Below are 25,945 nucleotides of genomic sequence, written 5' to 3'. Positions count from 1 at the left end.
CAGGAGTGCGGGACGACGCGGATCACCCACCGACCGCGGCGGCCTTCGCCCGCAGCACCTCGGCCTCGCGCTCGTTGCCCGTCAGCGCCGCCGCGGCCAGGAGCTCGGCGCGGGCCTCCTCCGCCCGGCCGAGCTGAGCGAGCAGCTCGCCGCGCACACTCGGGATGAGGTGCGAGCCGCGCAGCGCGCCCCGCGCGACGAGCCGGTCGACCATCGCCAGCGCCGTGCCCGGTCCGACGGACATCGAGACCGCGACCGCGTGGTTGAGGTCGACGACCGGGCTCGGGGCGATCCGGCCCAGCGCCTCGTACAGCACGACGATCTGCTCCCAGTCGGTGTCGGCGAAGGTCGCGGCGACCGCGTGCTGCTCGGCGATCGCCGCCTGCAACGCGTACGCGCCCCGTCCGCGCCCGACGGCGTCGGCTCGCGCGAGCGCGGCGCGCCCCCGCGCGATCTGGGCACGGTCCCACCGGGCGCGGTCCTGATCCGCCAGCAGCACGGGCTGCCCCGCGGCATCCGTCCGCGCCCCGAACCGTGAGGCCTGCAGCTCCATCACTGCCAGCAGCGCCCACGCGTCAGCCTCGCGCGGCATCAACCCGGCGAGCATGCGACCGAGCCGCAACGCCTCGTCGGCCAGGTCGGCGCGCACCCACCGGTCACCGCTCGTGGCGGCATACCCCTCGGTGAAGATCAGATACACCACGCTCAGAACGGTCTGCAGCCGAGCCGGCCACTCCGCAGGATCAGGCGTCTCGAACGGTACCTTCGCGGCCTGGAGGGTCTTCTTCGCCCGAGTGATGCGCGCCTGCACCGTCGGCACGGGCACCAGCAGCATCCGCGCGATCTCAACGGTCGTGAGCCCTCCGACGACCCGCAGGGTGAGGGCGACCTGCGATTCCCGGGACAGTGCCGGGTGACACGCGGTGAACACCAGCCGCAGAACATCGTCGTCGATCGGTTCCCACGCGTCCTCGGCCAATTCCGAGAGGTCGTGCGCCATGGCGCGGTGGCGCTCATCGAGCGCCGACCGGCGTCGCCAGGCGTCCACCGCTCGCCGCTTCGCGACCGCCGTCAGCCACGCACCCGGGTTGTCGGGCACGCCGTGCTCGCGCCACGAGCCCAGGGCCTCGACGATCGCTTCCTGCGCGACATCCTCGGCGAGGACGACGTCGCCGGTCGCCTTCGCCACCGCGGCGACGATACGCGCACCCTCCATGCGCCACACGGCCTCCAGAACGCGGCGCGGATCGGCGCTCATTCGGTGCCGAGCTCCTCGCGCCAGCCCTTCTCCTTCTGGATGTACTCGTTGTCGGCATAGTCCGCGAAGTCGGACTCGTCGGTCATCCGGCGCACCTCGATCTTGTTGCCGGGGCCGAGGGGGGCCTTCTTCGCCCACTCGACGGCCTCCTCCTGCGACCCGACCTGGATCGTCCAGAAGCCGTTGAAAAGCTCGTGCACCTCGCCGTAGGGCCCGTCGGTCACGATGGGCGCTTCGCCGGTGAACTCCACCACCGACCCCTGCGCCGCATCGGTCAGACCGTCGCCGCCGAGAAGCACCCCGGCCTTCATCATCGACTCGTTGTAGGCGCCCATCGCGTTGATGATCGCCTCGAAGTCCATGTCTTCGTAGTTCTCCACAGAACCGCTGTTGCGCATGATGAGCATGTACTTGGCCATGTAAATCTCCGTTTTGTTCGGGGAGGAGGGCCCTCCCACTATCGCGTCGAACCGGGCGGAGCGGAATCGACATCGCCGGCGAGAAAGATTTCGGATGCCGCGACGGCGAGCCGCGGCATCCGCTTCCCGTGCGCCGGACCCACCTGCGGGCACAATGCCATTCATGTGGCTCTACCAGCTGCCGGTCGGGGTCGCGCTGCCCGGTTTCGTCATCCTCTTCGTCGCGGCGTCGCTGCTGATCGTCATCGCGCTGCGTCGCTGGGTGCCGGGCGACAAGAAGCAGATGCGCGAGTGGGACCGGATCCTCGCCTACGTGATGGCGACCTTCGGCGTGCTCTACGGCGTGACCCTCGCGCTCATCGCCGCCGCCTCGTACGAGAACTACCGCGGTGTCGAGGAGATCGTGAGGGATGAGGCATCGGCGGTCGCGGTGCTCTATCGCGACACGGCCGGATTCCCCGAGCCCGAGCGAGGGGAGCTCCAGGCGCTGATCGTCTCCTACGTCGACCACGTCCGGGAGGTGGATTGGGAGGCGCAGCGCGAGGGACGCATCCCCTCGCAGTCCGTGGCGGAGGTCGCCGCGATCGAAGAGGTTCTCTTCTCGTTCGAGCCCGAGGGTGAGGGGGAGGCGAACGTCCATGCGGCGGCGATCTGGTCGTTCAACGAGTTCATGTCGGCGCGCAGCGCGCGGATCGGGGTGATCGGGCTGGAGCTCCCCGGCATCCTGTGGTTCGTCCTGTACTCGGGCGCGGCGATCACGGCGGTGCTGATCGGGATGATCCAGATGGGACGGCTGCGTACTCACCTCGTCATGGCGGCGGTGCTCGCGTCGTACGTGGCCATCGTCATCTTCACCATCGCGAGCTTCGATCACCCCTACATGGGGCCGGTCGCGGTCGACACGGAGTACTTCGAGGAGGTGCAGGAGTGGCTCTTCGATCGCGCGGATTGATCGCTGTCGGAGATCTCCTCGGGCGCCGATCTGTCGTGATCGCACCGTTGTGCGACATGCTGACGTGATGAGCGAGGATGCCCAGGCCGCGACCGAAGACGGTGCCGTCGAAAGCGTCGCGGTCGAGAACACCGTGGAGACGCTGGTCCGCCAGATCAAGGCCGCGCGTCACACCCTCCAGCGCCGTGCGAACGCGGAGGTGATCGGCCTGTACTGGCAGATCGGCGCGACGATCCTCTCGCAGGAGAATGCCGCCGAAGACCAGGATGCTGCGCTGGAGGCGCTCGCGCACCGGCTCCGTCACACCTACCCGACCATGACGAGCCTCACGGTCGAGGCCCTTCGTCGCATGCGCGACTTCGCCGCCTCGTGGCCCCCGCGCGGCGGGATCGTTCAGCAGCCGGTCGGACAGCTGCCGTGGGGCCATGTCGTCGAGCTGCTCACCCGCCTCGAAGATCAGCGTCTTCGCGAGTGGTACGCCGGAAAGGCCGTGCAGCACACCTGGAGCCGCACCGAGCTGATCGGCCACATCGACGCGGCCCGGCACGAGCACGACACCGACGCGCCGCAGAACTTCGCCGCGGCGCTCCGTCGCGTCGACTCCGCCCTCGCCGAGCAGCTGAGCGCCGACCCCGACACCGTCGGCTTCCTCGCCGTGGGGATCGACCTCGATCGCGCAGCCCGCCTCCCCGTGGCGGAGTGAGCCGTCAGTCGCCGGCGCGTCCGGTGAAGGCGTCCATCGACGAATAGACGCGGAACACCCGGCCCGCGATGGCATCCCAGGCCCTCGTCGGCAGCACGCCGCGGAGGGCCATCGCGAGCTTCACCGTCCAGGGGCGCAGCACCATCGGCGTGCCGCGGCGCATTCCACGCCAGGCGGCCGCGGTCGCCTGGACCGGGGTCATGATGGGGGTCAGCAGGGGCCCGCGGGCGCCGGCGAACATCCCGGTGGAGACATAACTCGGGCAGAACGTCGTCACCGCGATGTGGCGGTGACCGGCGGCGGCGAGCTCCAGCCGCACCGACTCGCTCCACCCGATCATCGCCCACTTCGACGCGGCGTACACGCTCATGCGCGGGTTGGCGAGGGTCCCGGCGGCCGAGGCGATGTTGAGGATGCGCTTCGGCCGCGAGCGGTCGGCGATCATGTGGGGGAGCACCTCCCGGGTGAGCCACATCGCCGCGAGCGTGTTGACCCGCATCGTCGCCTCGATGTCACGGACGGGATCGTGCTCCCAGAACGGCGCCCCACGGACGATGCCGGCGTTGTTGATCAGGATGTCGGGTGCCCCGACGTCGTCGCGCACACGTGCGACCCCGTCGCGGATCGACTCCGGCTGCGAGACGTCGACGGCGTAGGCGCGCACGTCCACGCCCGACCGACCGAGGTCGGCCGCCAGTGCGGTCGCCCGCTCCTCATCGATGTCCCACAGCGCCACGGAGCGGGCGCCGGCGGCGACCGCTCGCCGCGCGTACAACTCACCCATCCCCCGCGCGCCGCCGGTGATGAGCACGACGGCGCCGCGCGCGGGGTCGTCTTGGCTGGTCCGCTCCATCGCGTCCTCTCCTCGGCTGTGCCACCAGGCACGATTCCCGGTCGTCGTCCAGGCCTGGAGCCGCACCTGGCCTGCGTGCCATCATCGCGCAACGCCAGCGGTGAGGAGACATCATGTCCACGTATCAGGTCGGCTCCTTCTTCGGCAGCCGGGGCGCCAGTCGGGTTCCCCGCTGACATCCGCTGCCTCCGAAGCACTCGACGCGCCGAGCCGACCGGCAGGACCTCGTCGAGTCGCTACGGTCGGAGTGACGAAGGAGCCGCAGATCATGTCGACCACCCCGCCCGCACGACCCGCCCCCCGGCGGAAGGACGCGATCGAGAAGACCCGCGCCATCGAGCGTGCGGCGACGGATCTCGTCCTCGAGCGCGGCTACGAGGCGGTCACGGTCGACATGATCTGCGAGCTCGCCGGAGTGAGCCAGCGCACCTTCTTCAACCATTTCAAGACGAAGGATGCGGCTCTGCTGGGCGTGGATCCGCCGACGGTCGACGAGCGCGCGGCGCGCGAATTCATCGTCTCCACCGGGCCGCTGCTGGCGGGCGCGGCGCAGCTCATCCGGGTCGACCCCGGCGGGCTCGACGCCGACCCCGAGCAGCTGGCCCGGCGCATCCGCGCGATCGGGAGCAACCCGATGCTGATCACCCGCCAGCTGGAGCGTATCGAGGCCGTCGAGTCGGAGGTCCGCGAGATCCTGGTGCTGCGGTTGAAGAACCAGTACCCCGATGAAGACCCCGCGGAGCGCGAGCGCCAGGCGGGGCTCATCGTGTCGCTCGTCGCCGGGTTGATGCGCTACATCGGCCGCAGCTGGGCGGCCGAGGCCGCTGACGGCCGCATCCCCGACATCGATCCCGCCGCGATCGAGAGGCTGCTGCACCGGGTTCTCCCCAAGCTCGGCTGACCGGACGCCCGCGATGCGCGAGCGTAGGGTGAGGGGTATGTCCCCCTCCGAGCCCCGCCCCGCGCGAAAGCCCCTCAAGGAGCGGATGCGCGAGGAGGGCGGTTGGTTCAACTGGATGAACGCCGTGCTCATCCGCAAGGCCGGGCCCGCCGCGGTCGGGCCTTATGACACCGAGCCCGAGCCCGAACGCGCCGAGCGACCCTGCCCCCTCTGCGGCGCGCCCATGTCGCAGCACACGTTCGACCGCACCGGCGCCCGGCCGCGCATGTTCTGCCCGCAGCAGTGACCGGGGAGCATCCGATCGGCGACATCGATGCATCGCGAATCGACGAAGATCTCGTCCGGTCGTTGATCGCCGAGCAGTTCCCCGCATGGGTCGACCTGCCGGTGCGCGGGGTGCCGTACGGCGGGAACGACCACCGCATGTTCCGCCTCGGAGGTGCGCTCTCGGTCCGCCTGCCCTCGGCGCCCGGATACGTACCGCAGGTGGCGAAGGAGCAACGGTGGCTGCCGCACCTCTCGCGGTCGTTGCCGCTTCCGATCCCGACCCTGCACGGCATCGGACGCCCCTCTCGCGCCTTTCCGGGCCCGTGGTCGATCTACGGCTGGATCGAGGGCGACCCGGCAGCTGTCGTCGAGATCGATGACACCCGGGAGTTCGCTGCCGACCTCGCCGCCTTTCTCGTCGCCCTCCGCGCCGTGGACGCCGCCGATGGCCCGGCCCCGGGTCTGCACAGCGGTTACCGCGGTGGTCCCCTGGCGCACTACCACGACGAGACGGTGGCGATCGTCGATCGTGTCTCCGGCCGGGAGCGCGACCTCGCCGAGGGGATCTGGCGAGACGCCCTCGCCGCAGCCTTCGACGGGCCGCCGGTGTGGGTGCACGGTGATATGTCCATCAACAACCTGCTGGTCCGCGACGGACGGCTCGGCGCGGTGGTGGACTTCGGATGCAGCGCCGTCGGCGATCCCGCCTGCGACACCGTCATCGTGTGGACCTTCTTCGACGGACCCGCGGCGGCGGTCTTCCGCCGTGATCTCGCCGTCGACGACGGAACATGGGCTCGCGGACGCGGCTGGGCGCTGTGGAAGGCGCTTCTCATGATCGACAGCCCGCATCGTGCGCACGTGTCGGAGGCGCGGCGCGTGCTGGACCGGCTGTTCGAGGGGGCGTGAGCCCGCGGCATCCGCTTCTCTCGCCGGTGAAGCATCGCCGAATCCGCCAGGCGCCCACGGCCTACACTGGAAACGCCCCGATCCCCGTCTGAAACGCCGTCATGCCTGCTGCTGCCACGCCCCGCGCCTTCCGTGCGCGCGACCTGCAGCTGGCGCGTGCCCTCTTCGCGGCGATCGTCGCGGTGATGATCACCTTCTCGCCCGATCATTCGGCCTCGATCGGACTGTCGGTCTTCAGCGGATTCGCGATCGCGACCGGTCTGGTCTTCCTCCTCGCCGCCTGGCTCGTCTATCCCGCCGGCGCGCGGTGGCAGGCCATTGTGATGGGCATCCTCAGCATCGTCGCCGGAATGGCGGGAGGCATCCCGGCGTGGCGATCGGAGGTCACGTTCGTGGTCATCGTCGCCACCTGGGCCCTCGCGACCGGACTCACCGAGGCGCTGTCGTCGTGGCGTGAGGTGCGCCTCTCCCGCGGCGCGCCCGAGCTCGCCGTGGCCGCCCGGGAAGCCCGCGACGGTCTGGCCGTGGGCCTCATCACCCTCGTGCTGAGCGTCGCTCTCATCTCGGTGCCGGTGTCGTACGCGCTGGAGTACACCATCGACGAGGCGGGCACCTTCACCCTCACCGGCACGACGATCGGTGTCGGCATCCTGGGCGGCTATGCCGCCATCATCGCGGTGTGGCTGGCGATCGCCGGCTTCTCGCCGCGCCCCGAGGTGGATTCCCCGTCCGCCGCACCCATCGATGACACCGCTGAGGTGTCGTCCCCGGAGGATTCCCGATGACCGACAAGCTCACCCGACGCGATCTGCTCAAGCCCGTTCAGCTGCTGGGCCTCGCCTTCGGGGCCGCGCTCTTCGCGGGATTCGTCACCCTCATGTCGATGGGGTTCTTCCAGCAGGGCGGCGGCGAGCAGGCCTCACGAGCGCTCGTGGTCGCCGGCATCGTCGCGGGTGTGACGTTCATCGTCACCCTGCTGATCCTCTCGCTGCTGCTCCTTGCCGTCGACCCCGCGACCGTGCAGAAGCCGATGGATCGCCCGGTGCTCTACGACGACCCCGCCGACGCGCCCGACGCACCCACCGGCGGGTCGACCACCCCGTAGCGGCTCAGACGCGGAGGGCGCGGCTGAAGCGGGTGTGAAACCCCGGATGCTGCGCCGGCGTCGCCAGCACGGAATCCGGCGTCCGGCCGGCCAGGCGAGGAAATCCGGCGTCGGACACCAGGGCGTCGTCGAGCGCGCGCACCCGCGCCTCGACGAGCGGCCACGGCACGTGCTCGTTGGCCGCCCAGATCGTCTGCCCGAGGTGGGTCTCGTGGAACCCCCACCGCGCCGTGAGGAAGCGCGACAGCGCGGTGTCGACGGCTTCGGTGTCGCGTTCGACGGCGATGCGGGTTCCCGGGCCGACGGCGCGGCCGTCGAGGCGGCGGCGCCGGGAGCGGTACTCGATGAGCGGGCCGGTGTCGCGCATCCCGATCCGCGCCCACCGGTAGGGAAGCCCGAAGATCGCCCGCGCCGCGAGCACCGGCGCCACATGCTCGGCCTCGAGGGTGCGGAAGACGACGCCGCGCCGCCCGGCGGCGTCGACGCCGTAGGTGCGGACGTTGATCTCGCGGAACGTGCCGACGAACGGCACCGGAGGAAGCGGCAGGAATCGGAACTCGCTCAGAACGAACGGGACGAGCCCGACCCACGCCGATCCGTCGAAGACGTCGGGCTCGACCCCGCGGGGGAGGAGCGGCGCGACCGCGTCGGGCTCGACCCGCCAGTGCAGGAAGACCGCGTCGCTCCAGCGCTGGGAGATGACGGCGCGCCGCGACAGCGGCGGGGCACCGCGCTCGAGGGTCACCCTTCGATTCTCCCGCGCCCCGTGGCATCCCGGCTCCCGCTCTTCCGCCCCGTCCCCGCCACCGTCGCGCGCCGAAGGGCGAGAGGGCTGCGGGGCAGGGAGGCGGGGGAACAGGGAGGTGGGCGGCGTGCGGAGGTCAGCGCGCGGGCGGCACGAGGTCGGCGGCGAGACCCACGTACCCGGCCGGCGTAAGGGCGAGCAGCCGCTTCTTCGCCTCGTCGCCGATGTCGAGCCCGCGCACGAACTCCGCCAGCTCGGGCCCGCCCACGCGGCGCCCGCGGGTGAGGTCCTTCAGCAGCGCGTACGGGTCGGTGATCTGCGAGCGGCCCGCGGCGATCTCGGCGCGCACGACGGTCTGGATCGCCTCGGCGAGAACCTCCCAGTTCGCGTCGAGATCGGCCAGCAGCACGTCGCGGCGCAGCGAGATCTCGCCGAGACCGCGCAGCAGGTTGTCGAGCGCGAGGAGGGAGTGGCCGAAGGCCACACCGATGTTGCGCTGCGTGGTCGAGTCGGTGAGGTCGCGCTGCAGGCGCGAGGTCACGAGCGTCGAGGCGAGCGTGGCGAACAGGCCCCCCGCGATCTCGAGATTCGCCTCGGCGTTCTCGAAGCGGATCGGGTTGATCTTGTGCGGCATGGTCGACGACCCGGTCGCGCCGGCGACGGGGATCTGCGCGAAGTACCCGAGGGAGATGTAGGTCCAGACATCCGTCGCGAGATTGTGCAGGATGCCGCCGGCGTGACGCGCACGGTCGTAGAGCTCGACCTGCCAGTCGTGCGACTCGATCTGGGTCGTGAGGGGGTTGAAGTCGAGCCCCAGGCCCTCGATGAACTCACGCGAGAGCGTCGGCCAGTTCACCTGCGGGTCGGCGGCGAGATGCGCCGACCACGTGCCGGTCGCTCCCGAGAACTTCGCGAGGTACTCAGACCCCTGGATGCCGCGGGCCACCCGCTCCAGACGCCCGGCGAACACCGCCAGCTCCTTCCCCATGGTCGTGGGGGTCGCGGGCTGTCCATGCGTGCGCGCCAGCATCGCGGCATCCCGGTGCTCGTCGGCCAGATGCCAGAGCGCGGCGATCACCTCGCGGAGCTTCGGCAGCCAGACCTCGTGCACCGCGCGCTTGACGGTGAGGGCGTAGGCGGTGGAGTTGATGTCCTCGCTCGTGCACGCGAAGTGCGTGAGCTCGGCGATGCCGTCGAGCCCGAGGGAGGTCAGGCGATCGCGCACGAGGTATTCGACGGCCTTGACGTCGTGGCGGGTGACCGCCTCCTTCTCGGCGAGCCAGTCGATCTCGGTCTGCCCGAAGTCGAGATAGAGCACGCGCAGGCGGTCCTTGTCCGCCGGAGACAGCGGCCGGGTGCCGAAGAGCGAGGATTCGGTCAGGGTGATCAGCCATTCGACCTCGACCTCGACGCGGGCGCGGTTCAGCCCCGCCTCGGAGAGGTAGTCGGCCAGCGGTGCGACCGCGGCACGGTAGCGCCCGTCGAGCGGGCTGAGCGGCTGAGGGGGAAGAGAGGGCACGATGCTCCCGTGACGACGCGGCCCCGCGTCAGCACCTCACGGAGACGTGGTCGCGGGACGGATGGCGGGTTCCAGCTGCCGGAAGAGCGCCCGGCTCGCGTTCTCGATCATAGCGAGCACCTGATCGAACATCGCGGGCCCCGCGTAGTAGGGGTCGGGCACGTCCACGCCGTCGGCCGCGGAGTCGAAGGAGCGGAGCAGAGCGATCTTGTCGGCGTCGGTGTCGGAGGGCGCCCAACCGCGGAGGATCCGTTCGTGGCTGCGGTCGAGGGCCACGATGAGGTCGGTGCGCTCGAAATCCGACTGCGTGAACTGGCGCGCCCGGTGGCGGGAACCGTCGTAGCCGCGACGCTCCAGTGCCGCCAGCGTCCGCTCGTCGGCGCGTTCGCCCACGTGCCAGTCGCCGGTGCCCGCGCTCGTGGAGACGACCCGCGAAGCGAGCCCGGCGTGGTCGGCGAAAGCCCGGAACACCACGTCGGCCATGGGGGAACGGCAGATGTTCCCGGTGCACACGAACACGACGCGGAACGGCGCGGGAGGCGAGGCGCTCGCGGACATGGATTCCATTCTGGGGGTGAAGACGCGGCGTGCAAGGGCGTCGACCATTCCTGCACAGCCCGGCGTTCGGCGCCATCCCCTCACAGATCGCCGCACCCGCCCCCGCGGGGACAGCCGGACCTCGATCATCGTCCCATGCTCTCCACCGCCACCTGCTCTCCTGGTGCCGAGGCGAGTGCGGTCGCGCTCGCCGCCGTCGTCCGCGAGCTGCGCTCCGTCGCGTTCGCGCTCGCCGACGCGGCGATGACCGCCCGCTCCCTCGATCACGCCACCGGCTGGCGCGCCCGGGCCGCCGAAGCCTTCCACGACAAGGCCGCACGGTGGGCGGGCGATGTCTCGGGCCTCACCTGCCAGCTCGAGACGGTCATCTTCGAGGCGCAGTGCGCCGGTGACCGGGCGGCATCGATGGCGGAGGGATGCTGGTGAGCGATGGCCTCGAGATCCGCGGAGGCGGCGCGGTCTCGGTCGACACCGAATCGCTCCTCGAGGCGGCGGGGCGCTTCGATCGGATGATCGACGACCTCGACGTGCTGCAGCGCCGCTTCGGGGCCGCTCGTGCCGAACTCGCCGACGAACGGCGGTTCGGGTGGGCGGCGGCCGGGGCGGCGAGCGTCTTCGCGCGCGATCTCGACGCCACGATCGTGCAGGCGGTGCAGATCGCCGGTGACCTCCGCCACGCCGCTGCCGTCTACGAGCTGGTCGAGCTGGACGCCGAGCACGCCGCCCTGTCGGCGCGCGGCGACGGTGCCGGGGTGACCGCCGTCGAACGCCGACGCGCCGAGCTGCTGCGGCTGTTCCCCGGCGCCGAGGGCGAGGCGTTCATCGCCCGCTTCGATCGGGCGGTGATGTGGCCGAGCTACCTCGTGCGTCAGGCGACCGAGACCGGAAGCGAACTCGGGGGCATCTTCAGCGAGCTCGGCGCGGCGATCGGGGGCGTCGCGCTCGGTGGTGCCACGCTCGGCACCGCCGCGATCTTCGGTGTCGGCGGGTGGGGACGCCTCTCGCGCGACGCGCGCCTCGACGGTGAGCCGTCGGCGGTGGTGCTGTGGTCGACGCCTCCGCCGCCGCGGATGACCACGGCGCCCCCCGACCTGGCGTCAGCCGCAGCTCGGATGCCGGGAGCGGGTGAGGCGCGGGTTCGCGTGGAGAAGTACACGATGCCCGACGGCACCGAGCAGTTCGCGGTGTACGTCGCCGGCACGCAGTCGCTCGGTGTCGGGGGCGAGGATCCCTGGGATGTGCAGTCCAACGCCGAGCTGTACACCGGCAACCGCTCGGCGTCGTACGAGGCGACCCTCGCCGCCCTGGAGGCGGCGGGCGCGAAGCCAGGCGACACCGTCCACGCCTTCGGCCATTCGCAGGGGGCGATGATCGCGGCGCACCTGGCGTTGGAAGGGCCGTACGACATGGCCACGATGGTCTCGTTCGGATCGCCCGTCGAGGCCGACGTGGGCGCCGACACGTTGGCCGTCGCGATCCGTCACTCCGACGACCCCGTCGCGGTGCTCGCCGGGGGCGGACATGAAACCGCGGTCGGGGCGCCGGGCAGCTTCACCGCCGAGCGCGAGGCCCACGCCGACTCCGGAGTGGTGGATGCGACGGTGCCGGCGCACTCGATGCGCAGCTATGCCGAGAGCGCGGCCCTGGTCGACGCGTCGGGCGATCCGAGGGTCGCCACCGTGCACGAGGTGTTCGCACGGCTCGGTCAGGCGGAAGGTGTCGCCGTCACCGAGTACGCGGCGGCGCGCCCGCAGCCGCCGGCTGCCGGGCGGCTCAGTCCTCGCGGCGGCGAGGACGCAGGATGATGCCGGCGATCCAGTTGATCACCGAGATGATGAGCGCGGCGATGATGCCGCCCCACCAGAACTCCTCGACGCGCAGCCCGAAGCTCCACCACTGGGTGAACCACGCGGTCAGCCACAGCAGGAACGCGTTGATGAGCAGCCCGATCAGGCCGAGGGTGAGGATGTACAGCGGAAAGGCCAGCACCTTGATGACCGTTCCGATGACCGTGTTCACCAGCGCGAAGATGGCCGCCACGAGCAGCAGGGTGAGGACCAGCTGCAGCGTCTCTCCCGGCGCGAACGGGATGACGAAGACCTGGAGTGCGGGGATGAGGGTGACGACCCAGATCGCGAACGCGTTCACGACCACGCGGATGAGGAAGCCCATGCGGTGAGTGTGCCACGCCGCACCGGCGCCCGCGAGACCTTGACGCGCGTCGCGATGCCCTTCGTCCGCCGGGATCAGCCTGCCCGTGGCCCGGGGGTCATCCCGCCGTAGACTCGGTGCCGTGAGCGACGCTGCAGACATCCCGGTTCGCGTGCGCCCCGGCATCGCCTCCCTGCCGCCGTACAAGCAGGGCACGCAGGCGGGGCCCGACGCCTTCAAGCTCTCGAGCAACGAGAACCCGTTCGACCCGCTGCCGGGTGTGCTCGAGGCGGTGCGGTCGGCCAGCGCCTTCAACCGGTATCCGGATGCCACGGCCACGCGCCTCCGTGAGCGCCTGGCCGCACGGTTCGGCGTGACCGTCGACGAGGTGCACGTGGGTGCGGGGAGCGTCTCGATCCTCGCTCAGCTCGTGCTGGCCACGTCCGGACCCGGTGATGAGGTCGTCTACGCCTGGCGCTCGTTCGAGGCCTACCCGTGGCTTGCGGTGCTCGCCGGCGCCACCCCTGTGCAGGTGCCGCTGACCGCCGATTCCCGTCACGACCTCGGTGCGATGGCCGACGCGATCACCGACCGCACCCGCGCGATCCTCGTCTGCAGCCCGAACAACCCCACCGGACCGGTGGTCGGTCAGGACGAGTTCGACGCCTTCATGCGACGTGTGCCCTCCGACATCCTCGTGATCCTCGATGAGGCGTATGCCGAGTTCGTCACCGCCCCCGGTGCCGTCGATGGACTCACCGTGCTCGGCAACCGCACGCGCGGCGGGGCGGAGCTGCCCAACGTCGTGGTGCTCCGCACCTTCTCCAAGGCGTTCGGTCTCGCCGCTCTCCGCGTCGGATACGCCATCGGGCACCCGCGCATCCTCGATGCCGCGCGCACGACGGCGATCCCGCTGTCGGTCACGGCGCATGCCGAGGCGGCAGCACTGGCGAGCCTCGACGCCGAGGACGAGCTCCTCGATCGCGTCCGGCACATCGCCGCCCGCCGCGACCGGCTGGCCGAGGCTCTCCGCGATGCCGGCTGGGCCGTTCCCGAGGCGCAGGGAAACTTCGTGTGGCTTCCCGCGCACGAGAACACCGTGGCCATCGCCGAGACGTTCGACAAGGCCGGACTCATCGTCCGTCCGTTCGCCGGCGACGGCATCCGGATCTCGGTCGGTGAGGAAGAGTCTGTGGATCACGTCCTACGAATCGCGGCCTCCGTTGTGAGAGACCTCCCAGAAGCCCATCCGGGCCGGCGGCTAGCGTAGAACGGTGACTCTGCACGCAGGCCCCGCCTCGTCTGACCCCGCCGCTTCGGGAGACCCGGTTCCCGACGCCCGTTTCGTCCGCATCCTCGATGCCGACGGCACGCTGTCACCGACGCCCGCGGCCGAGCCGTATCTCGCTGTCATCGACGCGCTGAGCGACGCCGAGCTCGAGGGGCTGTACCGCGACATGGCCGAGATCCGCGCCTTCGACGTGCAGGCGACGAACCTGCAGCGCCAGGGTCAGCTCGCCCTGTGGCCGCCGAGCTTCGGGCAGGAGGCCGCCCAGGTCGGCTCCGCCCGCGCCGCGCGCGCCCAGGACCATGTCTTCCCGTCCTACCGTGAGCACGTGGTCGCCCGCATCCGCGGCGTCGACCCGGTCGACATCATCCGCCTCATGCGCGGACTCACCCACGGCGGCTGGGATCCGACCGATCCACGCAACGGCAACACGCACATCTACACGCTGGTGCTCGGCGCGCAGACGCTGCACGCCACCGGACTCGCGATGGGACTCGTCTTCGATGGTCGCAGCGGCACCGGCGATCTCGAGCGCGACGAGGCGGTGATCGTCTACTACGGCGACGGGGCCTCCAGTCAGGGGGATGTGCACGAGGCGATGGTCTTCGCCGCCAGCTACCAGACGCCCGAGGTGTTCTTCCTGCAGAACAACCAGTGGGCCATCTCCGTGCCGGTCTCGACGCAGTCGCGCTCGCCGCTGTACCGCCGCGGCGACGGCTACGGCATCCCCGCCATCCCGATCGACGGCAACGACGTGCTCGCCGGCTACGCCGTGAGCCGCGTCGCGCTCGACGAGGCGCGCACGGGTGAGGGACCCCGCGCGATCGAGGCGATCACCTACCGGATGGGCGCCCACACCACCAGCGACGACCCGACGAAGTACCGCACCTCCGACGAGGAGCAGTCCTGGGCTCGGCGCGACCCGATCGCCCGCATGGCGACCTACCTGCGCTCGCGCGGCGCCTCCGATGCGTTCTTCGCCGATGTCGAAGCCTCGGCCCGGGCCCTCGCCGACGACACGCGCGTGCGCACGAACGCCCTCGGCGGCGTCCCGACCGACCTCATGTTCGACCACGTGTACTCCGAGCCTCACCCGCTCATCGACGAGCAGCAGCGCTGGCTCGCCGACTACGAGGCGTCGTTCGAGGAGGGGACGTCATGACCACCGCTCAGCCGATCTCGACCCCCGCGCCCGAGCCCGCGGGCGACCCGGCCGACGCCGGCGTCATCCGCTCCCTTCCCCTGTCGAAGGCCCTCAATCTCGGGCTCCGCGCCGCCCTGGCCGGCAGTGACCGCGTGCTGCTGATGGGCGAGGACATCGGGCGCCTCGGCGGCGTCTTCCGGGTCACCGAGGGGCTGCAGGCCGAGTTCGGCGACCGCAGGGTGATCGACACGCCGCTGGCCGAGTCGGGCATCGTCGGCACGGCGATCGGACTCGCGATGGCGGGATTCCGCCCCGTGCTCGAGATCCAGTTCGACGGATTCGTCTTCCCCGCCTTCGACCAGATCACCTCGCAGCTGGCCAAGATCACGAATCGGCACGAGGGGGCTGTGCGGATGCCCATCGTCATCCGCATCCCCTACGGCGGTCACATCGGTGCGGTCGAGCACCATCAGGAGAGCCCCGAGGCCTACTTCACGCACACCCCCGGTCTGCGTGTGGTGAGCCCCTCGACCCCCAACGACGCCTACTGGATGATGCAGGAGGCGATCGCGTCGGACGACCCGGTCATCTTCCTCGAGCCCAAGAGCCGCTACTGGCAGAAGGGCGAGGTCGACACGCGCGCGCCCGCGCTGCCGCTCCACGCGTCGCGCCTCGTGCGCCGGGGAACCGACGTCACGCTCGTCGGCCATGGCGCGATGGTGCACACGCTGCTGCAGGCCGCTGCGCTCGCCGAGTCGGAGGGCACCAGCTGCGAGGTCATCGACCTGCGGTCGCTCTCGCCCGTCGACTACGGCCCGGTGCTCGACTCGGTGCGCCGCACCGGCCGGATGGTCTACGCGCAGGAGGCGCCCGGGTTCACCTCGCTCGGCAGCGAGGTCGCCGCCACCGTCATGGAGAAGGCGTTCTTCGCGTTGGAGTCGCCCGTCCTCCGGGTGTCGGGCTTCGACACCCCCTTCCCCCCGGCCAAGCTCGAGGGCACCTACCTCCCCGACGCCGACCGCATCCTCGAGGCCGTCGACCGCGCCCTCGCCTACTGAGGAGTCCCATGAGCACCCAGACGTTCCTCCTCCCCGACGTCGGGGAGGGTCTGACCGAGGCCGAGATCGTGACGTGGCGGGTCGCCCCGGGCGACTCCGTTGCGGTCAACGACGTCATCGTCGAGATCGAGACCGCCAAGTCGCTCGTCGAGCTGCCCTCCCCGTTCGCGGGGCGCGTGGGCGAGCTCCTCGCGGACGAGGGGGCGACGGTGAACGTCGGCGCGCCGATCATCACGATCGACCCGGCGGATGCGGGGGCCCCGCCGGTGCCCCCCGTCACCGTCGGACAGAGCGAGCACGGCGAGCAGCGCGCGGAGTCGGAGGAGTCGGGCTCGGTGCTCGTCGGATACGGCTCCGCGGGCGCCGTGCAGTCACGGCGCCGGAAGCCCGCCGAGCGTCCGGTCACCCAGTCGGTCGGCGTCGTCGCCAAGCCCCCGATCCGCAAGCTTGCACGCGACCTCGGCGTCGACCTCGCCGCGGTGACACCGAGCGGGGCGGCGGGGGAGGTCACCCGCGACGACGTGATGCGCCACGCCTCGCAGGCGAGTGTCTTCCGCAACATCCAGACCCCGGAGTGGGGGGATGTCCGCGAGGAGACCATCCCGGTCGGCGGTGCGGGCTCGCGCGCCCCCGAGCCGGCCGCAGCAGCGGCATCCGATCCTTCGTCGTCCGGTCCGGCACGATCGGCGACGGAGGACGACGGACGCGAGGAGTCGATCCCCGTCCGGGGTGTGCGCAAGGCCGTGGCGAACAGCATGGTGCGCACCGCCTACTCGGCGCCGCACGTGTCGGTCTGGACCGACGTCGACGCCACGCGCACGATGGAGCTCGTCAAGCGGCTGAAGGCCTCGCCCGACTTCGCCGACATCAAGGTCTCGCCGCTGCTCATCATGGCCCGCGCGGTGATCTGGGCGGTGCGGCGGACGCCGATGGTCAACGCCTCGTGGATCGACGGCGATGGCGGCGCGCAGATCCGGCTGCACCACTACGTCAACCTCGGAATCGCCGCGGCGACCCCGCGCGGACTCCTCGTCCCGAACATCAAGGACGCGCAGGACCTGTCGATGCGCGACCTCGCTCGCGCGCTCGAGCGGCTGACCCTCACCGCGCGCGACGGGAAGACCACCCCCGCCGACCAGCAGGGGGGCACGATCACGATCACCAACATCGGGGTGTTCGGGATGGATGCCGGCACCCCGATCATCAACGGCGGTGAAGCCGGCATCGTGGCGCTCGGCACGATCCGCCAGAAGCCGTGGGTCGTCGACGGCGAGGTGCGCCCGCGCTGGGTGACCACCGTCGCCGGGTCGTTCGACCATCGCGTGATCGACGGCGACGGGATGTCGCGCTTCATCGCCGACGTCGCCTCGATCCTCGAAGAGCCCGCGCTCCTGCTCGACTGACCCGCCCCGCCTCCCCTTCTCTCCGCGAGAGTGCATCGGCGCGCCGAGAATGCGGGTGGACCCCGCACCCTCGGCGGCCAGATGCACTCTCGCCGGGTAGCAGGGTCGTCGAGAGGTGGGAAACCCCCGGGAAGCGTCGGGTCTCCCCGGTGCCGGCGAAGGGCGCGGTCCGCGAGCGTGGAGACATGTCCGCCCTTCCTCCTCGCCCCGACAGCCCCGACCGCCCTGCCCGCCCCCGCCTCCGCCGCCCGAAGGTCGTCATCGGCATCGTCGCCACCCTCGTCGTCTCGGCCGCAGGCGTGGGGGCCGCCTACGCCACCGGCATCGGCAACGCCCCGGCCGTCGACACGGTCGGCGCCGTCGACTTCGACACCCCCCTGGCGATCCCCGAGCTCCTCGAGCCCGTCATCGATCCCGACGGCACCAAGGTGTTCGCGCTCGATGCCCGAGCCGGCTCCACGGCGTTCGTCAAGGGGCTCGAGACTCCCACGTGGGGCTTCAACGGGATCTACCTCGGGCCCACCATCCGTGCCGCGCAGAACGACCGCGTGCGCATCGACGTCACGAACGGGCTGGATGAGACGACGAGCGTCCACTGGCACGGGATGCGGCTGTCGGGTGAGATGGACGGAGGCGTGCACCAGCCGATCGACCCCGGCGGCACCTGGTCTCCGCAGTGGACGATCGACCAGGAGGCCGCCACGCTCTGGTACCACCCGCATCCGCACGGAGCCACCGAGGAGCATGTGCGACGGGGGCTCGCCGGGCTGTTCCTGATCGACGACGCGCTCTCCGCGGGTCTGCCCCTCCCGGCCGAGTACGGGGTCGACGACATCCCCGTCATCATGCAAGACGTCGCGCTCGACGCCGAAACCGGCGCGCTCGGTCAGCGCGACGGCGGATCATCCGGACACCTCGGCGACGAGATCCTCGTGAACGGGACGCTCGCGCCGTACCTGACAGTGGCGACGGACGTCGTGCGGCTGCGCCTGGTCAACGCGTCGACCGCGCGCGTCTACGCCTTCGGATTCGATGACGCACGAGCCTTCTCGCACATCGCCACCGACGGCGGACTGCTGCCCGCGCCCCGGGAGACCGAGAGCCTGCAGCTCTCGCCCGGGGAGCGGGCGGAGATCCTCGTCCGGATGACGCCGGGCGAGACCACCGTGCTGCGCAGCGAGAGCCCCGACCTCGGTGGCGTCCTCCCGGTCTTCGGGGGCGGCAACGGCGGCGCCGACCGCTTCGACGTTCTGCAGCTCCGCGCCGCCGACGACCTCGAGAGCCGCGGGACGATTCCGCCGGTGCTCGCACCGGCTGACCCGCTCGACGCCGCCGATGCGGTCATGACGCGGGAGTGGGTGCTCGACGGCACCGAGATCAACGGTCAGGCGATGTCGATGGAGCGGGTCGATGCGGTCGTGGAGCGCGGCACGATCGAACGCTGGCGGGTGCGGAACGACATGCCCTACCCCCACAACTTCCACGTGCACGGTGTCCACTTCGAGGTCACGCGGTACGGCGGCGACGATCCTCCGGCAGCCGTTGCGGGACCGAAAGACACCCTGTACCTCCCGCCCGGGGTCGAGGTGGAGATGGTGCTCCGTTTCGATCACGCCGACGCGAGTCATCCGCTCATGCTCCACTGCCATCTGCTGCGGCACGAAGACGCGGGCATGATGGCGCAGTTCCTGGTGGTGGAGCCGGGTTCCGACACCGCGGTCACGACCCTTCCGCCTGACGCGACCGCCGGACACCGCCACTGACCCGACCGGTCGTGCGAACGCGCACGCCCCCCGCCGAGGCGACGGGGGGCGTGCGCGTTCGTCGATGTCAGCCGGCAGCGACGGCGAACTCGTTCGGAACGGCGTCGAGCTCGGTCGTCGCGACGACCTCGCCGGTGGTGAGATCCACGGCGTGGACCGCGTTCGCGGCGGGCTCGGTCACGTAGGCGATGTCGCCGGACACGAGGATGGCGGGGTGCGGGTCCTGCCACTCCGCCGGGCCCTCCCAAGCCTGGATCACCGGGAACTCGTCGACGAACTCACCCGAGGTCGGGTCGAGGACGTGGATCGAGCCGTCGGAGGCGAGGATGTACCCGAGGTCGCCGGGCCCCCGCGCGAGGTCGCGGAAGGTGTACTGCGCCCCCTCCGGCATCTCGATGACCTCGAGGGTGCGCGCGTCGGTGTCGACGAGGGTGACCGCGCTGAGCAGGACCCCCTCTGCGTCGGGATCGTTCTTGTAGTCCATCAGCACGATGGGGCTGGTTTCGGTCGTGAACGCGTTCCCGATACGGCCGTAGGGCTGATCCGGCGAATCGAGCTTGACGATCTCGCCGCCGTCGTAGATCAGCGCGCCGTTCTCGCACCCGAACACGACGACCTCATCTTTCGCGGTCCCTTCGCCGTGCACGCCCGGGCACTGATCGGTCTCGGCGATGACCGCTCCACCTGCGTCCTGGGCGGTGATGCCGCTGCGGCCGTCGGCGTTGCCGACGGTGGTGAGGAAGGTCCCGTCCTCGAGGACGATCGACACACCGTGATGCGCTTCCACACCCTCGATCGTCTCCACGTCGGGAAGACCCTCGGATGCCGCGAGGTCGGCGGTGTCGAAGATGGTGGTGTCGCTCGTGCCGTCGGCGTACAAGATCGTCTTGCCGGCGTGCCGGACGACGTGGCCGGGTTTGTCGGCCTCGAACACGAGATCGGTGAGCTCGGGCTCCTCCGCTGTCCCCGCGGCGGTGTCGAGCACCTGGAAGCCCTCGCTCATCGTCACCATCACGTGCCGGTCGTCGCCGGCCGGGTTCAGGCGGATGAACTCCTCGGAGTCGAATTCGGCGACCGGCTCGAGAGTGTCACCGTCGAGGACGACGACCCCGCCCTCATAACCGACCGCGACACGAGGACCGGGGGAGGCGGACGGGGAGTCGGGCGTCGCCGGTGCGGCGGAACCGGTTGCGGCGCCCGACGAGCACGCGGCCAGGGTCACGACCGCTCCGATGGTGAGCGCGGTGATGCCCGCGCGGCGCAAAGGGGAAGTGCGCATGATGCCTTTCTTCTTGATGGGGGTGGACCCTCAGCGGGAGAGTCCGGTGGAGATGCGCTCGGTGTTGACGCGCATCATGGTCAGGTAGTCCGGAGCGCCGCCCTCGGGGTCGGTGAGCGACTCGGTGAAGAGCTCCACGACATCGACATGGACGTCGGCCTCCTCGGCGAGCGCGCGGACGAGTCGATCCGGCGAGGACGACTCGGCGAAGATCGCCGGCACGCCTGTTCTCTCGACCGCCGTGACGAGATCGGCCAGATCGGACGCGGACGGGGCGGCGAGGGTCGTGCCCCCCGGGATGACCGCACCCACGACCTCGAAGTCGAAGCGGTCGGCGAGGTAGCCGAACACATGGTGGTTGGTCACCAGAGCCCTCCGTTCGGCGGGGATCGCCGCGAAGGCCCGCGTCATCTCGGCGTCGAGCTCGTCGATCGCGGACCGGTATTCCGCGCTGCGTGCGGTCACCTCGGGCGACGCGACTCCGTCGAGGTCGGACAGCACCGGCTCCAGCGCATCCACCACGTCACGCATCCGCGCGGGATCGGTCCAGAAGTGCGAGTCGGGGGTGCCGGCCGCGTCGCCGTCGCGGTAGGCGAGGACGTCGATCACGTCGCCGGCGACGAAAGCGGCGACGCCGTCGGCCGCTGCCGCATCGAGGTGCTGCTGCAGACCCTCCTCGAGGCCGAGTCCGTTCGAGACGATCAGGTCGGCGCTGCGCAGCCGCGCCGCCTCCTGCGCCGAGATCTCGAACGAGTGCGGATCGGCGTTGGGCTTCATCAGTGTGAGGACCTCCGCCTCGCCTCCGACGAGCTCTTCGACGACGTCGCCGAGGATGTTGGTGGTCACCACGACGAGCGGACGCTCGTCACCGACCGCTGCGCACCCGACGAGCATCGACGCCGTCAACCCCGCAACGAGGAGTGCCGCCACGAGCCGCCCTCGCGGCGTCCGACGCGCGCTCATCGCCCGGTCCCCGCGGTGAACTCGAACGGCGCAGCCGTGTCGAAGGTGCGCGCGATGCGCGCATCGTCGGCGAAGTCGATCTCGAAGAGCTTCTGCTCCCGGGGTCCGGACACGTACGCCCGTTGCGCGTCGGCGACGATCGCCGGAACCTGTGCGCCGGCGTCGTCGATCGAGGCTGCGACGAGCGGCTCGGTCCGAGCCCGCACGGCGCCGTCGGTGCCGTCGATCACGATCAGACGCCCGTCCCCGGTCAGGCCGAGCACGGTGTCGGCGTCGTCGTCGACCGCGGTGACGGTGACCAACGGCTCGGGTGCGGGCAGGAGCGTCCAGGTCTGCGCGCGGGTGTTCAGCAGCCAGATCCCGTCCGCGCCCAACTCTCCAGCGAGAGCCGCCACGGTCGGGCGCCCCTCCCGGTTGTGGAACGACTCCGCGGGGGCTGCTGTCGTACCGGGCGGATACGGGATCCGCGAGAGCGTGAGCTCGCCGGCGACGACCTCCGCGAGGAGGGCCGCGTCGCGGCATCCGATGACGGCGCCGACGCGGGTCGTGATCGTGCCGCGCGCGTCAGGGCACGCCGCCTGCATCCCCACCGGGGCGCCGTCGCCCGTGTACGCGGCGACCTGCTCGACTCGGCCGTCCGGCCCCGCCTCGGTGACCAGCGCGAACGATCCGACGGGGACCACCAGGCCGTCGTGCGGCGTGACCTCGAGCCGGAACCGCTCGGTCAGCATGCCGCGTGAGAGAGCCTCGGTGTCCAGGAGCACCGCTTCACCCGAGCCCTCGAAGAAGAACCCGGTGCTCCCCGACATCGACTGGTTCGTCGTCGCCACGCGCACCGGACCCTGCCCCTCGACCGTCCCGAGGATCTCGGGGGAGGCGCGGTAGTAATGGAAGTGGTCGACGTGGTCCCAGGTCCACACGCCCGAGTCGACGATCTCGACTCCGGTGGGGGTCTCGGCGAAGAGGTAGCGCCCGTCGCTCGCGACGCTCCGGGGCGGGGCGATCGCACCGAGGTCGGAGACGTTCTCGTCCCACAGGTCGAGGTGGGTCACGGTGCCGGCCGCGTCGATCATCGTCAGTCCCAGCGGGGCTTCGGTGAGCTCGGTGGCGCCCGCGCGCTCGCCGTGATCGTCGTCGGCGGCGGAGGCTTCGGACGAGGGGGCGGTCGCCGGGGTGCCGGCGCACGCGGTGAGACCGACGGCGAGGACGGCGACGGTGAGGGCGAAGACGCGGGAACGCATGGATTCTCTCCGAGAGGGGGATGGACGGGTCAGGCGACGGCGGGCGCGGGCGTGCGCCCCTCAGGCGCTCCGCGCCGCCGACGTCCGCGAGCGCCGACAGCGGCGCGGATCAGGGTCGACCCCCCGGCCAGGGCGATGGCCGCCGCGGCGACCGACGCTCCGGCAGCGGAGGCGAAGTGCCACGAGGCGAGAAGGCCCGTGAACACGGCCGCGATTCCGAAGGCGGCGGCCAGCAGCATCCGGCTCGGAATCCGCGCTGTCCACCCGCCGGCGGCCACCGCAGGCGCGAGCAGGAGACCGACGACCAGCAGCGATCCGACAGCCTGGTACGAGGCGACGACGGCGAGGGTGACGAGCCCCACGAGGACCGCCTGGGCGAGACGGGGACGATAGCCCAGCACGGTCGCGATCCGTGTGTCGAGCGCGAGGGCCACGAACCGGCGATGGGCGAGGGCGGCCACCAGGACGCCGATCCCGCACGCGGCGGCGAGCACGACGAGGTCGCCGGCGGAGATGGCAAGGATGTCTCCGAAGAGGATGGCGGTGGCGTCGGTGGCGACGTTTCCCGAGAACGAGATGACGATGACACCCAGCGACAGCATCGCGACGAACAGCAGGCCGATGCTGGTGTCGTACGACAGGCGTCCCCGACGCTGCAGGGCCGCCACGCCGACGCTCATGGCGGTCGCGCCGATGGCCCCGCCCACGAGCACGGGGATGCCGAGAACGGTGGCGAGGGCGACCCCGGGAAGCATCCCGTGCCCCAGCGCTTCGCCGAGGAAGGCCATGCCGCGGATGACGACCCAGGTGCCCACGACTCCGCAGAGCACCGCGACGAGCGCTCCGCCGAGGAAGGCCCGCTGCACGAACTCGAGCGCGAAGGGCGCGAAGAGGGCGTCGATCAGAGCGGGCACGAGCCCACCGTAGGCTTGATGAGAATGATTCTCAAAATCGAAAGGATGCCGGATGCTGAACCTCGTGACGCGCCGCGCTCGCCCGCGAGGCGCCCCCGCCTCGCCGTCTCCGATTGTTCGCCTGAGTCGGATCGGCGTCGAGTTCGCGGGCCGCTCCGCCCTGTCCGACGTCAGCATCGAGGTCGTGCGCGGCGAGATCATGACCATCGCGGGACCGAACGGCGCGGGCAAGTCGACGCTCCTGGAGGTGCTCGCGGGTGTGCGGCAGCCGACGCGGGGAACGCGGGAGGTGACGGCCTCGCTGGCCTACGTCCCCCAGCTGGTCGCGGTGTCGCCCCTGCTTCCGATCACCGTCGGAGACGTGGTCTCTCTGGGTGTGCCGAGCCGGACAGCGCGAGCCCCCCGCCGCTGGAGGGTTGCGGCAGTGCTCGACCAGCTGGGTATCGCCGATCTCGCGACCCGGTCCTTCGCAGAGGTGTCGGGGGGCCAGCGTCAGCGGGCGCTGCTGGCCCAGGCGCTGGTGCGCACACCGGAGCTCCTGCTCCTGGATGAGCCGACCACGGGGCTCGACGCCGACAGCGCCGCGTGCATCCGTGCGACCCTCCGGGAGTCGGCGCGTTCCGGTGTCGCCGTCGTCTGCGTGTCGCATGAGCACTCCGTGCTCGCGCTCGCCGATCGAACGCTTCGGCTCGATGCGGGTCGCCTGAGGGCGATGGGGCGAACGCCCGCATCCTGACCGCAGCGAGAATCATTCCCGATTGCATAAATGCATTGCAATCTTCTTATGTATCCGATGAGCTCGAGTTCGTGGAGACGGATGCCGGTCTTGAGGCCACCGCAGCGCTGTTCAAGGTGCTGGGGTCGACGTCGAGGCTGCGCCTGCTGCGCCTGCTGGCTGCCGAGGCGACGGGCGTGACCGAACTCGCGTCGCGCAGCGGGCTGACGCAGCCGCTGGTCTCGCAACACCTGCGCACGCTTCGACAGGCGGGCATCGTGACGGTGTCGCGCGCCGGCCGCGAGGCGACGTACCAGCTCGCCGATCACCACATCGCGAACGTCGTCGACGACGCGATCGCCCACGCTCTCGAAGAGAGCCCCCGGGAGAAATCACCACGATAAGGAGCGATCCATGAGCACGGAAACCCACGCCGAGCACTCCCTGGCCGAGCACGAGCACGGTTCCGACTGTGGACACGAGGCCGTGCCGCACGGCGACCACGTGGATTTCGTCCACGACGGCCACAAGCACGCGCTGCACGGCGACCACTACGACGAGCACTGATCGCCGCCGCGCGGCGGCGAGGGTCAGCCCTGACGGCCCTTGAACCGCGGATTGAGCTTGTTGATCACGAACACGCGGCCTCGCCGGCGCACCACCTGTGCACCGGGCTGACTCTTCAGAGACTTCAGAGATGCGCGAACCTTCACGGGCCCTCCTCTTATTGAGAATAGTTATCAATAACAGGCTAGGCTCACCGCGGGTCGATCGTCAAAGCGACGGCGGCCGGCGGAGAGGGGTCCGAGGTGGCGGATGTGGATTCGGGTTCGATTCTGGTCGTCGGAGTGTGCGCTCCAGAGCGTCGTCGATATGCGCAGCGCCTGGCTGAGCTCATCGAGCGGCGCGTCGTCGGCGCGACCGGCGGGCGCCGGCATGGGCAGGGTCTCGTTCTCGATCACGCCACGGCCGATGCGCCGCGGGGGCGTGCGGTCGTCATCGATGCGGCGACCGATGTGGACGCGGCCCACCTGGCGGGCGCCGAGATCGACGGCGTTCCCCTGTTCGGCATCATCTGCGTCGTCGACGCCGCCCACCTCCTCAATGACCTCGCCAGTGACGAGGCTCTGGTCGCCGGTGCGGCGGACGGCGACGATCGGGGTGACACCGGCGCGTGGGCGCGGCAGGCCGCCGCTCTCATCGAGCTCGCCGACGTGGTCGCGTTCGTCGGGTGGGAGGTGTGCGACACCCCCACCCTTTCGCTGCTGATGTCGCTTGCCTCGCACCTGAGCCCGATGGCGCGCATCCGGCTCAGTCGTCAGCTCTCCGACGATCTTCGAGCACTCGGCGACGCGGTGTCCGACGGGGCGGGCCGGTACGAGCGAGCGGGATGGGTGCGCGCGCTCGACCGGAAGCACGACCCGTACATGACCGACCGGCGGGTCACGACGTTCCGGTACGAGCAGTTGCGCCCGTTCCACCCGCGACGGCTGGTGCGGTCGCTCGACGAGATCGATTCGAGGCGCTGGGGCACCGTCATCCGGTCGATGGGCTTCTGTCGTCTCGCCACCCGGCCGACGCTCTTGGCCCGGTGGGAGCAGGCGGGCTCGGCGATGTGGATGGATCCGATCCCTCCGGATGACAGCCTGTCGGCAATCGGCCAGGAGATCGCCATCACGGGCTGGGATCTCGATGTGCGCGCCGTCGTGGCACTGCTCGACGATGCGGCGCTGACCGATGACGAGTTCGCGGCGGGACCGGAGGCATGGCGGGCCTACGACGATCCTCTGCCGCAGTGGGTGGCCTGGGAGGCGAAGGAGCGTGACTGATAACGATT

30 protein-coding genes are annotated in these 25,945 nt (G+C 70.8%); 18 read left to right on the top strand and 12 right to left on the bottom strand.

The genetic code is table 11. The features are described 5' to 3' along the window. Positions 1-22 precede the first annotated feature (22 nt). Positions 23-1,258, bottom strand: a complete 1,236-nt coding sequence (locus tag V6S02_RS11080; RefSeq protein ID WP_336400923.1) for an RNA polymerase sigma factor — start codon at positions 1,256-1,258, stop codon at positions 23-25. Further along, positions 1,255-1,677, bottom strand: coding sequence for a YciI family protein (locus V6S02_RS11075; RefSeq protein WP_124291940.1), 423 nt, complete (start codon positions 1,675-1,677; stop codon positions 1,255-1,257). The genes V6S02_RS11080 and V6S02_RS11075 overlap by 4 nt, the downstream gene beginning before the upstream one ends. A 163-nt stretch (positions 1,678-1,840) precedes the next feature. Between V6S02_RS11075 and V6S02_RS11070 the strand changes: the two genes are divergently transcribed. Together V6S02_RS11070 and V6S02_RS11065 are read left to right on the top strand one after the other, a co-directional pair. Further along, on the top strand, positions 1,841-2,629 hold the full coding sequence (locus V6S02_RS11070) for a bestrophin-like domain (protein ID WP_336400921.1): 789 nt from the start codon (positions 1,841-1,843) through the stop codon (positions 2,627-2,629). Positions 2,630-2,696: 67 nt separating this feature from the next. Next, positions 2,697-3,332, top strand: coding sequence for a DUF1016 N-terminal domain-containing protein (locus V6S02_RS11065; protein ID WP_336400920.1), 636 nt, complete (start codon positions 2,697-2,699; stop codon positions 3,330-3,332). A 4-nt stretch (positions 3,333-3,336) separates the two neighbouring features. Here the strand turns inward: V6S02_RS11065 and V6S02_RS11060 are convergent, their stop codons facing one another. Then, on the bottom strand, positions 3,337-4,251 hold the full coding sequence (locus tag V6S02_RS11060) for an SDR family NAD(P)-dependent oxidoreductase (protein WP_336400919.1): 915 nt from the start codon (positions 4,249-4,251) through the stop codon (positions 3,337-3,339). A 202-nt stretch (positions 4,252-4,453) separates the two neighbouring features. Between V6S02_RS11060 and V6S02_RS11055 the strand changes: the two genes are divergently transcribed. The 5 genes from V6S02_RS11055 (at position 4,454) to V6S02_RS11035 (ending at position 7,367) form a co-directional block, all read left to right on the top strand. Next, complete coding sequence (locus V6S02_RS11055) at positions 4,454-5,086, top strand: TetR/AcrR family transcriptional regulator (RefSeq protein ID WP_124291936.1); 633 nt, start codon at positions 4,454-4,456, stop codon at positions 5,084-5,086. Positions 5,087-5,123: 37 nt separating this feature from the next. Continuing rightward, positions 5,124-5,372: a hypothetical protein gene (locus V6S02_RS11050; RefSeq protein ID WP_336400918.1), complete on the top strand. Its 249-nt coding sequence runs from the start codon at positions 5,124-5,126 to the stop codon at positions 5,370-5,372. Beyond that, a complete protein-coding gene (locus V6S02_RS11045; RefSeq protein ID WP_336400917.1) occupies positions 5,369-6,262 on the top strand; it encodes an aminoglycoside phosphotransferase family protein in 894 nt (297 codons plus the stop codon). The genes V6S02_RS11050 and V6S02_RS11045 overlap by 4 nt, the downstream gene beginning before the upstream one ends. 101 nt (positions 6,263-6,363) lie before the next feature. After that, positions 6,364-7,047, top strand: coding sequence for an acyl-CoA synthetase (locus V6S02_RS11040; protein WP_336400916.1), 684 nt, complete (start codon positions 6,364-6,366; stop codon positions 7,045-7,047). Further along, positions 7,044-7,367, top strand: coding sequence for an amino acid transporter (locus V6S02_RS11035; RefSeq protein ID WP_124291932.1), 324 nt, complete (start codon positions 7,044-7,046; stop codon positions 7,365-7,367). Before V6S02_RS11040 ends, V6S02_RS11035 begins: the two co-directional genes overlap by 4 nt. Positions 7,368-7,371: 4 nt before the next feature. On the opposite strand, the gene V6S02_RS11030 is transcribed toward V6S02_RS11035, so the two are convergent. The 3 genes from V6S02_RS11030 to V6S02_RS11020 form a co-directional block, all read right to left on the bottom strand. Next, positions 7,372-8,112, bottom strand: a complete 741-nt coding sequence (locus V6S02_RS11030) for a YqjF family protein (RefSeq protein WP_124291931.1) — start codon at positions 8,110-8,112, stop codon at positions 7,372-7,374. A gap of 136 nt (positions 8,113-8,248) precedes the next feature. Further along, positions 8,249-9,631, bottom strand: a complete 1,383-nt coding sequence (purB, locus tag V6S02_RS11025; RefSeq protein WP_336400914.1) for an adenylosuccinate lyase — start codon at positions 9,629-9,631, stop codon at positions 8,249-8,251. Positions 9,632-9,667: 36 nt separating this feature from the next. Beyond that, a complete protein-coding gene (locus V6S02_RS11020) occupies positions 9,668-10,189 on the bottom strand; it encodes a low molecular weight protein-tyrosine-phosphatase (protein ID WP_124291929.1) in 522 nt (173 codons plus the stop codon). A 135-nt stretch (positions 10,190-10,324) separates the two neighbouring features. On the opposite strand from V6S02_RS11020, the gene V6S02_RS11015 reads away from it, so the two are divergent. Both V6S02_RS11015 and V6S02_RS11010 read left to right on the top strand, forming a co-directional pair. Next, positions 10,325-10,615 (top strand): hypothetical protein, encoded by a 291-nt coding sequence (locus V6S02_RS11015; protein WP_124291928.1) that lies wholly within the window; start codon positions 10,325-10,327, stop codon positions 10,613-10,615. Further along, complete coding sequence (locus tag V6S02_RS11010) at positions 10,612-11,994, top strand: hypothetical protein (RefSeq protein WP_336400913.1); 1,383 nt, start codon at positions 10,612-10,614, stop codon at positions 11,992-11,994. Before V6S02_RS11015 ends, V6S02_RS11010 begins: the two co-directional genes overlap by 4 nt. Here the strand turns inward: V6S02_RS11010 and V6S02_RS11005 are convergent. Beyond that, positions 11,963-12,361 (bottom strand): phage holin family protein, encoded by a 399-nt coding sequence (locus V6S02_RS11005; RefSeq protein WP_124291926.1) that lies wholly within the window; start codon positions 12,359-12,361, stop codon positions 11,963-11,965. The two genes, V6S02_RS11010 and V6S02_RS11005, sit on opposite strands and share 32 nt — an antisense overlap. Positions 12,362-12,482: 121 nt before the next feature. Here V6S02_RS11005 and V6S02_RS11000 point away from each other — a divergent pair, with 121 nt between their 5' ends. The 5 genes from V6S02_RS11000 (at position 12,483) to V6S02_RS10980 (ending at position 18,996) form a co-directional block, all read left to right on the top strand. Continuing rightward, positions 12,483-13,610 (top strand): histidinol-phosphate transaminase, encoded by a 1,128-nt coding sequence (locus V6S02_RS11000; protein ID WP_336400912.1) that lies wholly within the window; start codon positions 12,483-12,485, stop codon positions 13,608-13,610. A gap of 82 nt (positions 13,611-13,692) precedes the next feature. After that, positions 13,693-14,790, top strand: a complete 1,098-nt coding sequence (locus V6S02_RS10995; protein ID WP_336401653.1) for a thiamine pyrophosphate-dependent dehydrogenase E1 component subunit alpha — start codon at positions 13,693-13,695, stop codon at positions 14,788-14,790. After that, positions 14,787-15,830 carry an alpha-ketoacid dehydrogenase subunit beta gene (locus V6S02_RS10990; RefSeq protein WP_124291924.1) on the top strand — a complete coding sequence of 348 codons (1,044 nt, stop codon included), beginning with the start codon at positions 14,787-14,789 and terminating at the stop codon, positions 15,828-15,830. Before V6S02_RS10995 ends, V6S02_RS10990 begins: the two co-directional genes overlap by 4 nt. Before the next feature lie 8 nt (positions 15,831-15,838). Beyond that, positions 15,839-17,233 carry a dihydrolipoamide acetyltransferase family protein gene (locus V6S02_RS10985; protein ID WP_336400911.1) on the top strand — a complete coding sequence of 465 codons (1,395 nt, stop codon included), beginning with the start codon at positions 15,839-15,841 and terminating at the stop codon, positions 17,231-17,233. Between the two features lie 185 nt (positions 17,234-17,418). Then, positions 17,419-18,996: a multicopper oxidase family protein gene (locus V6S02_RS10980; RefSeq protein WP_336400910.1), complete on the top strand. Its 1,578-nt coding sequence runs from the start codon at positions 17,419-17,421 to the stop codon at positions 18,994-18,996. Positions 18,997-19,063: 67 nt separating this feature from the next. Here V6S02_RS10980 and aztD read toward each other — a convergent pair whose 3' ends face one another. Genes aztD through aztB form a run of 4 tightly spaced genes read right to left on the bottom strand, consistent with a single transcriptional unit; the run spans position 19,064 to position 23,393 of the window. Then, positions 19,064-20,275, bottom strand: coding sequence for a zinc metallochaperone AztD (gene aztD, locus V6S02_RS10975; RefSeq protein WP_336400909.1), 1,212 nt, complete (start codon positions 20,273-20,275; stop codon positions 19,064-19,066). Between the two features lie 30 nt (positions 20,276-20,305). Further along, on the bottom strand, positions 20,306-21,238 hold the full coding sequence (gene aztC, locus V6S02_RS10970) for a zinc ABC transporter substrate-binding protein AztC (RefSeq protein ID WP_336400908.1): 933 nt from the start codon (positions 21,236-21,238) through the stop codon (positions 20,306-20,308). After that, on the bottom strand, positions 21,235-22,479 hold the full coding sequence (locus V6S02_RS10965; RefSeq protein WP_336400907.1) for an ABC transporter: 1,245 nt from the start codon (positions 22,477-22,479) through the stop codon (positions 21,235-21,237). Before V6S02_RS10965 ends, aztC begins: the two co-directional genes overlap by 4 nt. Positions 22,480-22,508: 29 nt before the next feature. Next, positions 22,509-23,393, bottom strand: coding sequence for a zinc ABC transporter permease AztB (aztB, locus tag V6S02_RS10960; RefSeq protein WP_336400906.1), 885 nt, complete (start codon positions 23,391-23,393; stop codon positions 22,509-22,511). A 52-nt stretch (positions 23,394-23,445) separates the two neighbouring features. Between aztB and V6S02_RS10955 the strand changes: the two genes are divergently transcribed. The 3 genes from V6S02_RS10955 to V6S02_RS10945 are packed head-to-tail and all read left to right on the top strand — an operon-like array spanning position 23,446 to position 24,675. Continuing rightward, positions 23,446-24,129 (top strand): metal ABC transporter ATP-binding protein, encoded by a 684-nt coding sequence (locus V6S02_RS10955; RefSeq protein WP_336400904.1) that lies wholly within the window; start codon positions 23,446-23,448, stop codon positions 24,127-24,129. Positions 24,130-24,164: 35 nt separating this feature from the next. After that, a complete protein-coding gene (locus V6S02_RS10950; protein WP_336400903.1) occupies positions 24,165-24,512 on the top strand; it encodes an ArsR/SmtB family transcription factor in 348 nt (115 codons plus the stop codon). Positions 24,513-24,522: 10 nt separating this feature from the next. Beyond that, positions 24,523-24,675: a zinc transporter permease gene (locus V6S02_RS10945; RefSeq protein ID WP_124291917.1), complete on the top strand. Its 153-nt coding sequence runs from the start codon at positions 24,523-24,525 to the stop codon at positions 24,673-24,675. 23 nt (positions 24,676-24,698) lie between these two features. On the opposite strand, the gene ykgO is transcribed toward V6S02_RS10945, so the two are convergent. Continuing rightward, positions 24,699-24,821, bottom strand: coding sequence for a type B 50S ribosomal protein L36 (gene ykgO / locus V6S02_RS10940; protein WP_124291916.1), 123 nt, complete (start codon positions 24,819-24,821; stop codon positions 24,699-24,701). A gap of 96 nt (positions 24,822-24,917) precedes the next feature. Here ykgO and V6S02_RS10935 point away from each other — a divergent pair, with 96 nt between their 5' ends. Continuing rightward, positions 24,918-25,937, top strand: a complete 1,020-nt coding sequence (locus V6S02_RS10935; protein WP_336400902.1) for a GTP-binding protein — start codon at positions 24,918-24,920, stop codon at positions 25,935-25,937. Positions 25,938-25,945: the final 8 nt, after the last annotated feature.

This window comes from Microbacterium sp. CCNWLW134 (genome assembly GCF_037083565.1).
Lineage (GTDB): Bacteria > Actinomycetota > Actinomycetes > Actinomycetales > Microbacteriaceae > Microbacterium.
Note: the sequence above shows the minus strand (reverse complement) of the source record. Positions and strands in the feature narration are given on the sequence as shown.

What these genes read in the sequence shown, in the direction of transcription:
- V6S02_RS11080 (WP_336400923.1), bottom strand. Translation starts at nt 1,258, where the DNA reads ATGAGCGCCGATCCGCGCCGCGTTCTGGAGGCCGTGTGGCGCATGGAG.
- V6S02_RS11075 (WP_124291940.1), bottom strand. Translation starts at nt 1,677, where the DNA reads ATGGCCAAGTACATGCTCATCATGCGCAACAGCGGTTCTGTGGAGAAC.
- V6S02_RS11070 (WP_336400921.1), top strand. Translation starts at nt 1,841, where the DNA reads ATGTGGCTCTACCAGCTGCCGGTCGGGGTCGCGCTGCCCGGTTTCGTC.
- V6S02_RS11065 (WP_336400920.1), top strand. Translation starts at nt 2,697, where the DNA reads ATGAGCGAGGATGCCCAGGCCGCGACCGAAGACGGTGCCGTCGAAAGC.
- V6S02_RS11055 (WP_124291936.1), top strand. Translation starts at nt 4,454, where the DNA reads ATGTCGACCACCCCGCCCGCACGACCCGCCCCCCGGCGGAAGGACGCG.
- V6S02_RS11050 (WP_336400918.1), top strand. Translation starts at nt 5,124, where the DNA reads ATGTCCCCCTCCGAGCCCCGCCCCGCGCGAAAGCCCCTCAAGGAGCGG.
- V6S02_RS11040 (WP_336400916.1), top strand. Translation starts at nt 6,364, where the DNA reads ATGCCTGCTGCTGCCACGCCCCGCGCCTTCCGTGCGCGCGACCTGCAG.
- V6S02_RS11035 (WP_124291932.1), top strand. Translation starts at nt 7,044, where the DNA reads ATGACCGACAAGCTCACCCGACGCGATCTGCTCAAGCCCGTTCAGCTG.
- V6S02_RS11020 (WP_124291929.1), bottom strand. Translation starts at nt 10,189, where the DNA reads ATGTCCGCGAGCGCCTCGCCTCCCGCGCCGTTCCGCGTCGTGTTCGTG.
- V6S02_RS11015 (WP_124291928.1), top strand. Translation starts at nt 10,325, where the DNA reads ATGCTCTCCACCGCCACCTGCTCTCCTGGTGCCGAGGCGAGTGCGGTC.
- V6S02_RS11005 (WP_124291926.1), bottom strand. Translation starts at nt 12,361, where the DNA reads ATGGGCTTCCTCATCCGCGTGGTCGTGAACGCGTTCGCGATCTGGGTC.
- V6S02_RS10990 (WP_124291924.1), top strand. Translation starts at nt 14,787, where the DNA reads ATGACCACCGCTCAGCCGATCTCGACCCCCGCGCCCGAGCCCGCGGGC.
- V6S02_RS10985 (WP_336400911.1), top strand. Translation starts at nt 15,839, where the DNA reads ATGAGCACCCAGACGTTCCTCCTCCCCGACGTCGGGGAGGGTCTGACC.
- V6S02_RS10980 (WP_336400910.1), top strand. Translation starts at nt 17,419, where the DNA reads ATGTCCGCCCTTCCTCCTCGCCCCGACAGCCCCGACCGCCCTGCCCGC.
- aztD (WP_336400909.1), bottom strand. Translation starts at nt 20,275, where the DNA reads ATGCGCACTTCCCCTTTGCGCCGCGCGGGCATCACCGCGCTCACCATC.
- aztC (WP_336400908.1), bottom strand. Translation starts at nt 21,238, where the DNA reads ATGAGCGCGCGTCGGACGCCGCGAGGGCGGCTCGTGGCGGCACTCCTC.
- V6S02_RS10965 (WP_336400907.1), bottom strand. Translation starts at nt 22,479, where the DNA reads ATGCGTTCCCGCGTCTTCGCCCTCACCGTCGCCGTCCTCGCCGTCGGT.
- V6S02_RS10955 (WP_336400904.1), top strand. Translation starts at nt 23,446, where the DNA reads ATGCTGAACCTCGTGACGCGCCGCGCTCGCCCGCGAGGCGCCCCCGCC.
- V6S02_RS10945 (WP_124291917.1), top strand. Translation starts at nt 24,523, where the DNA reads ATGAGCACGGAAACCCACGCCGAGCACTCCCTGGCCGAGCACGAGCAC.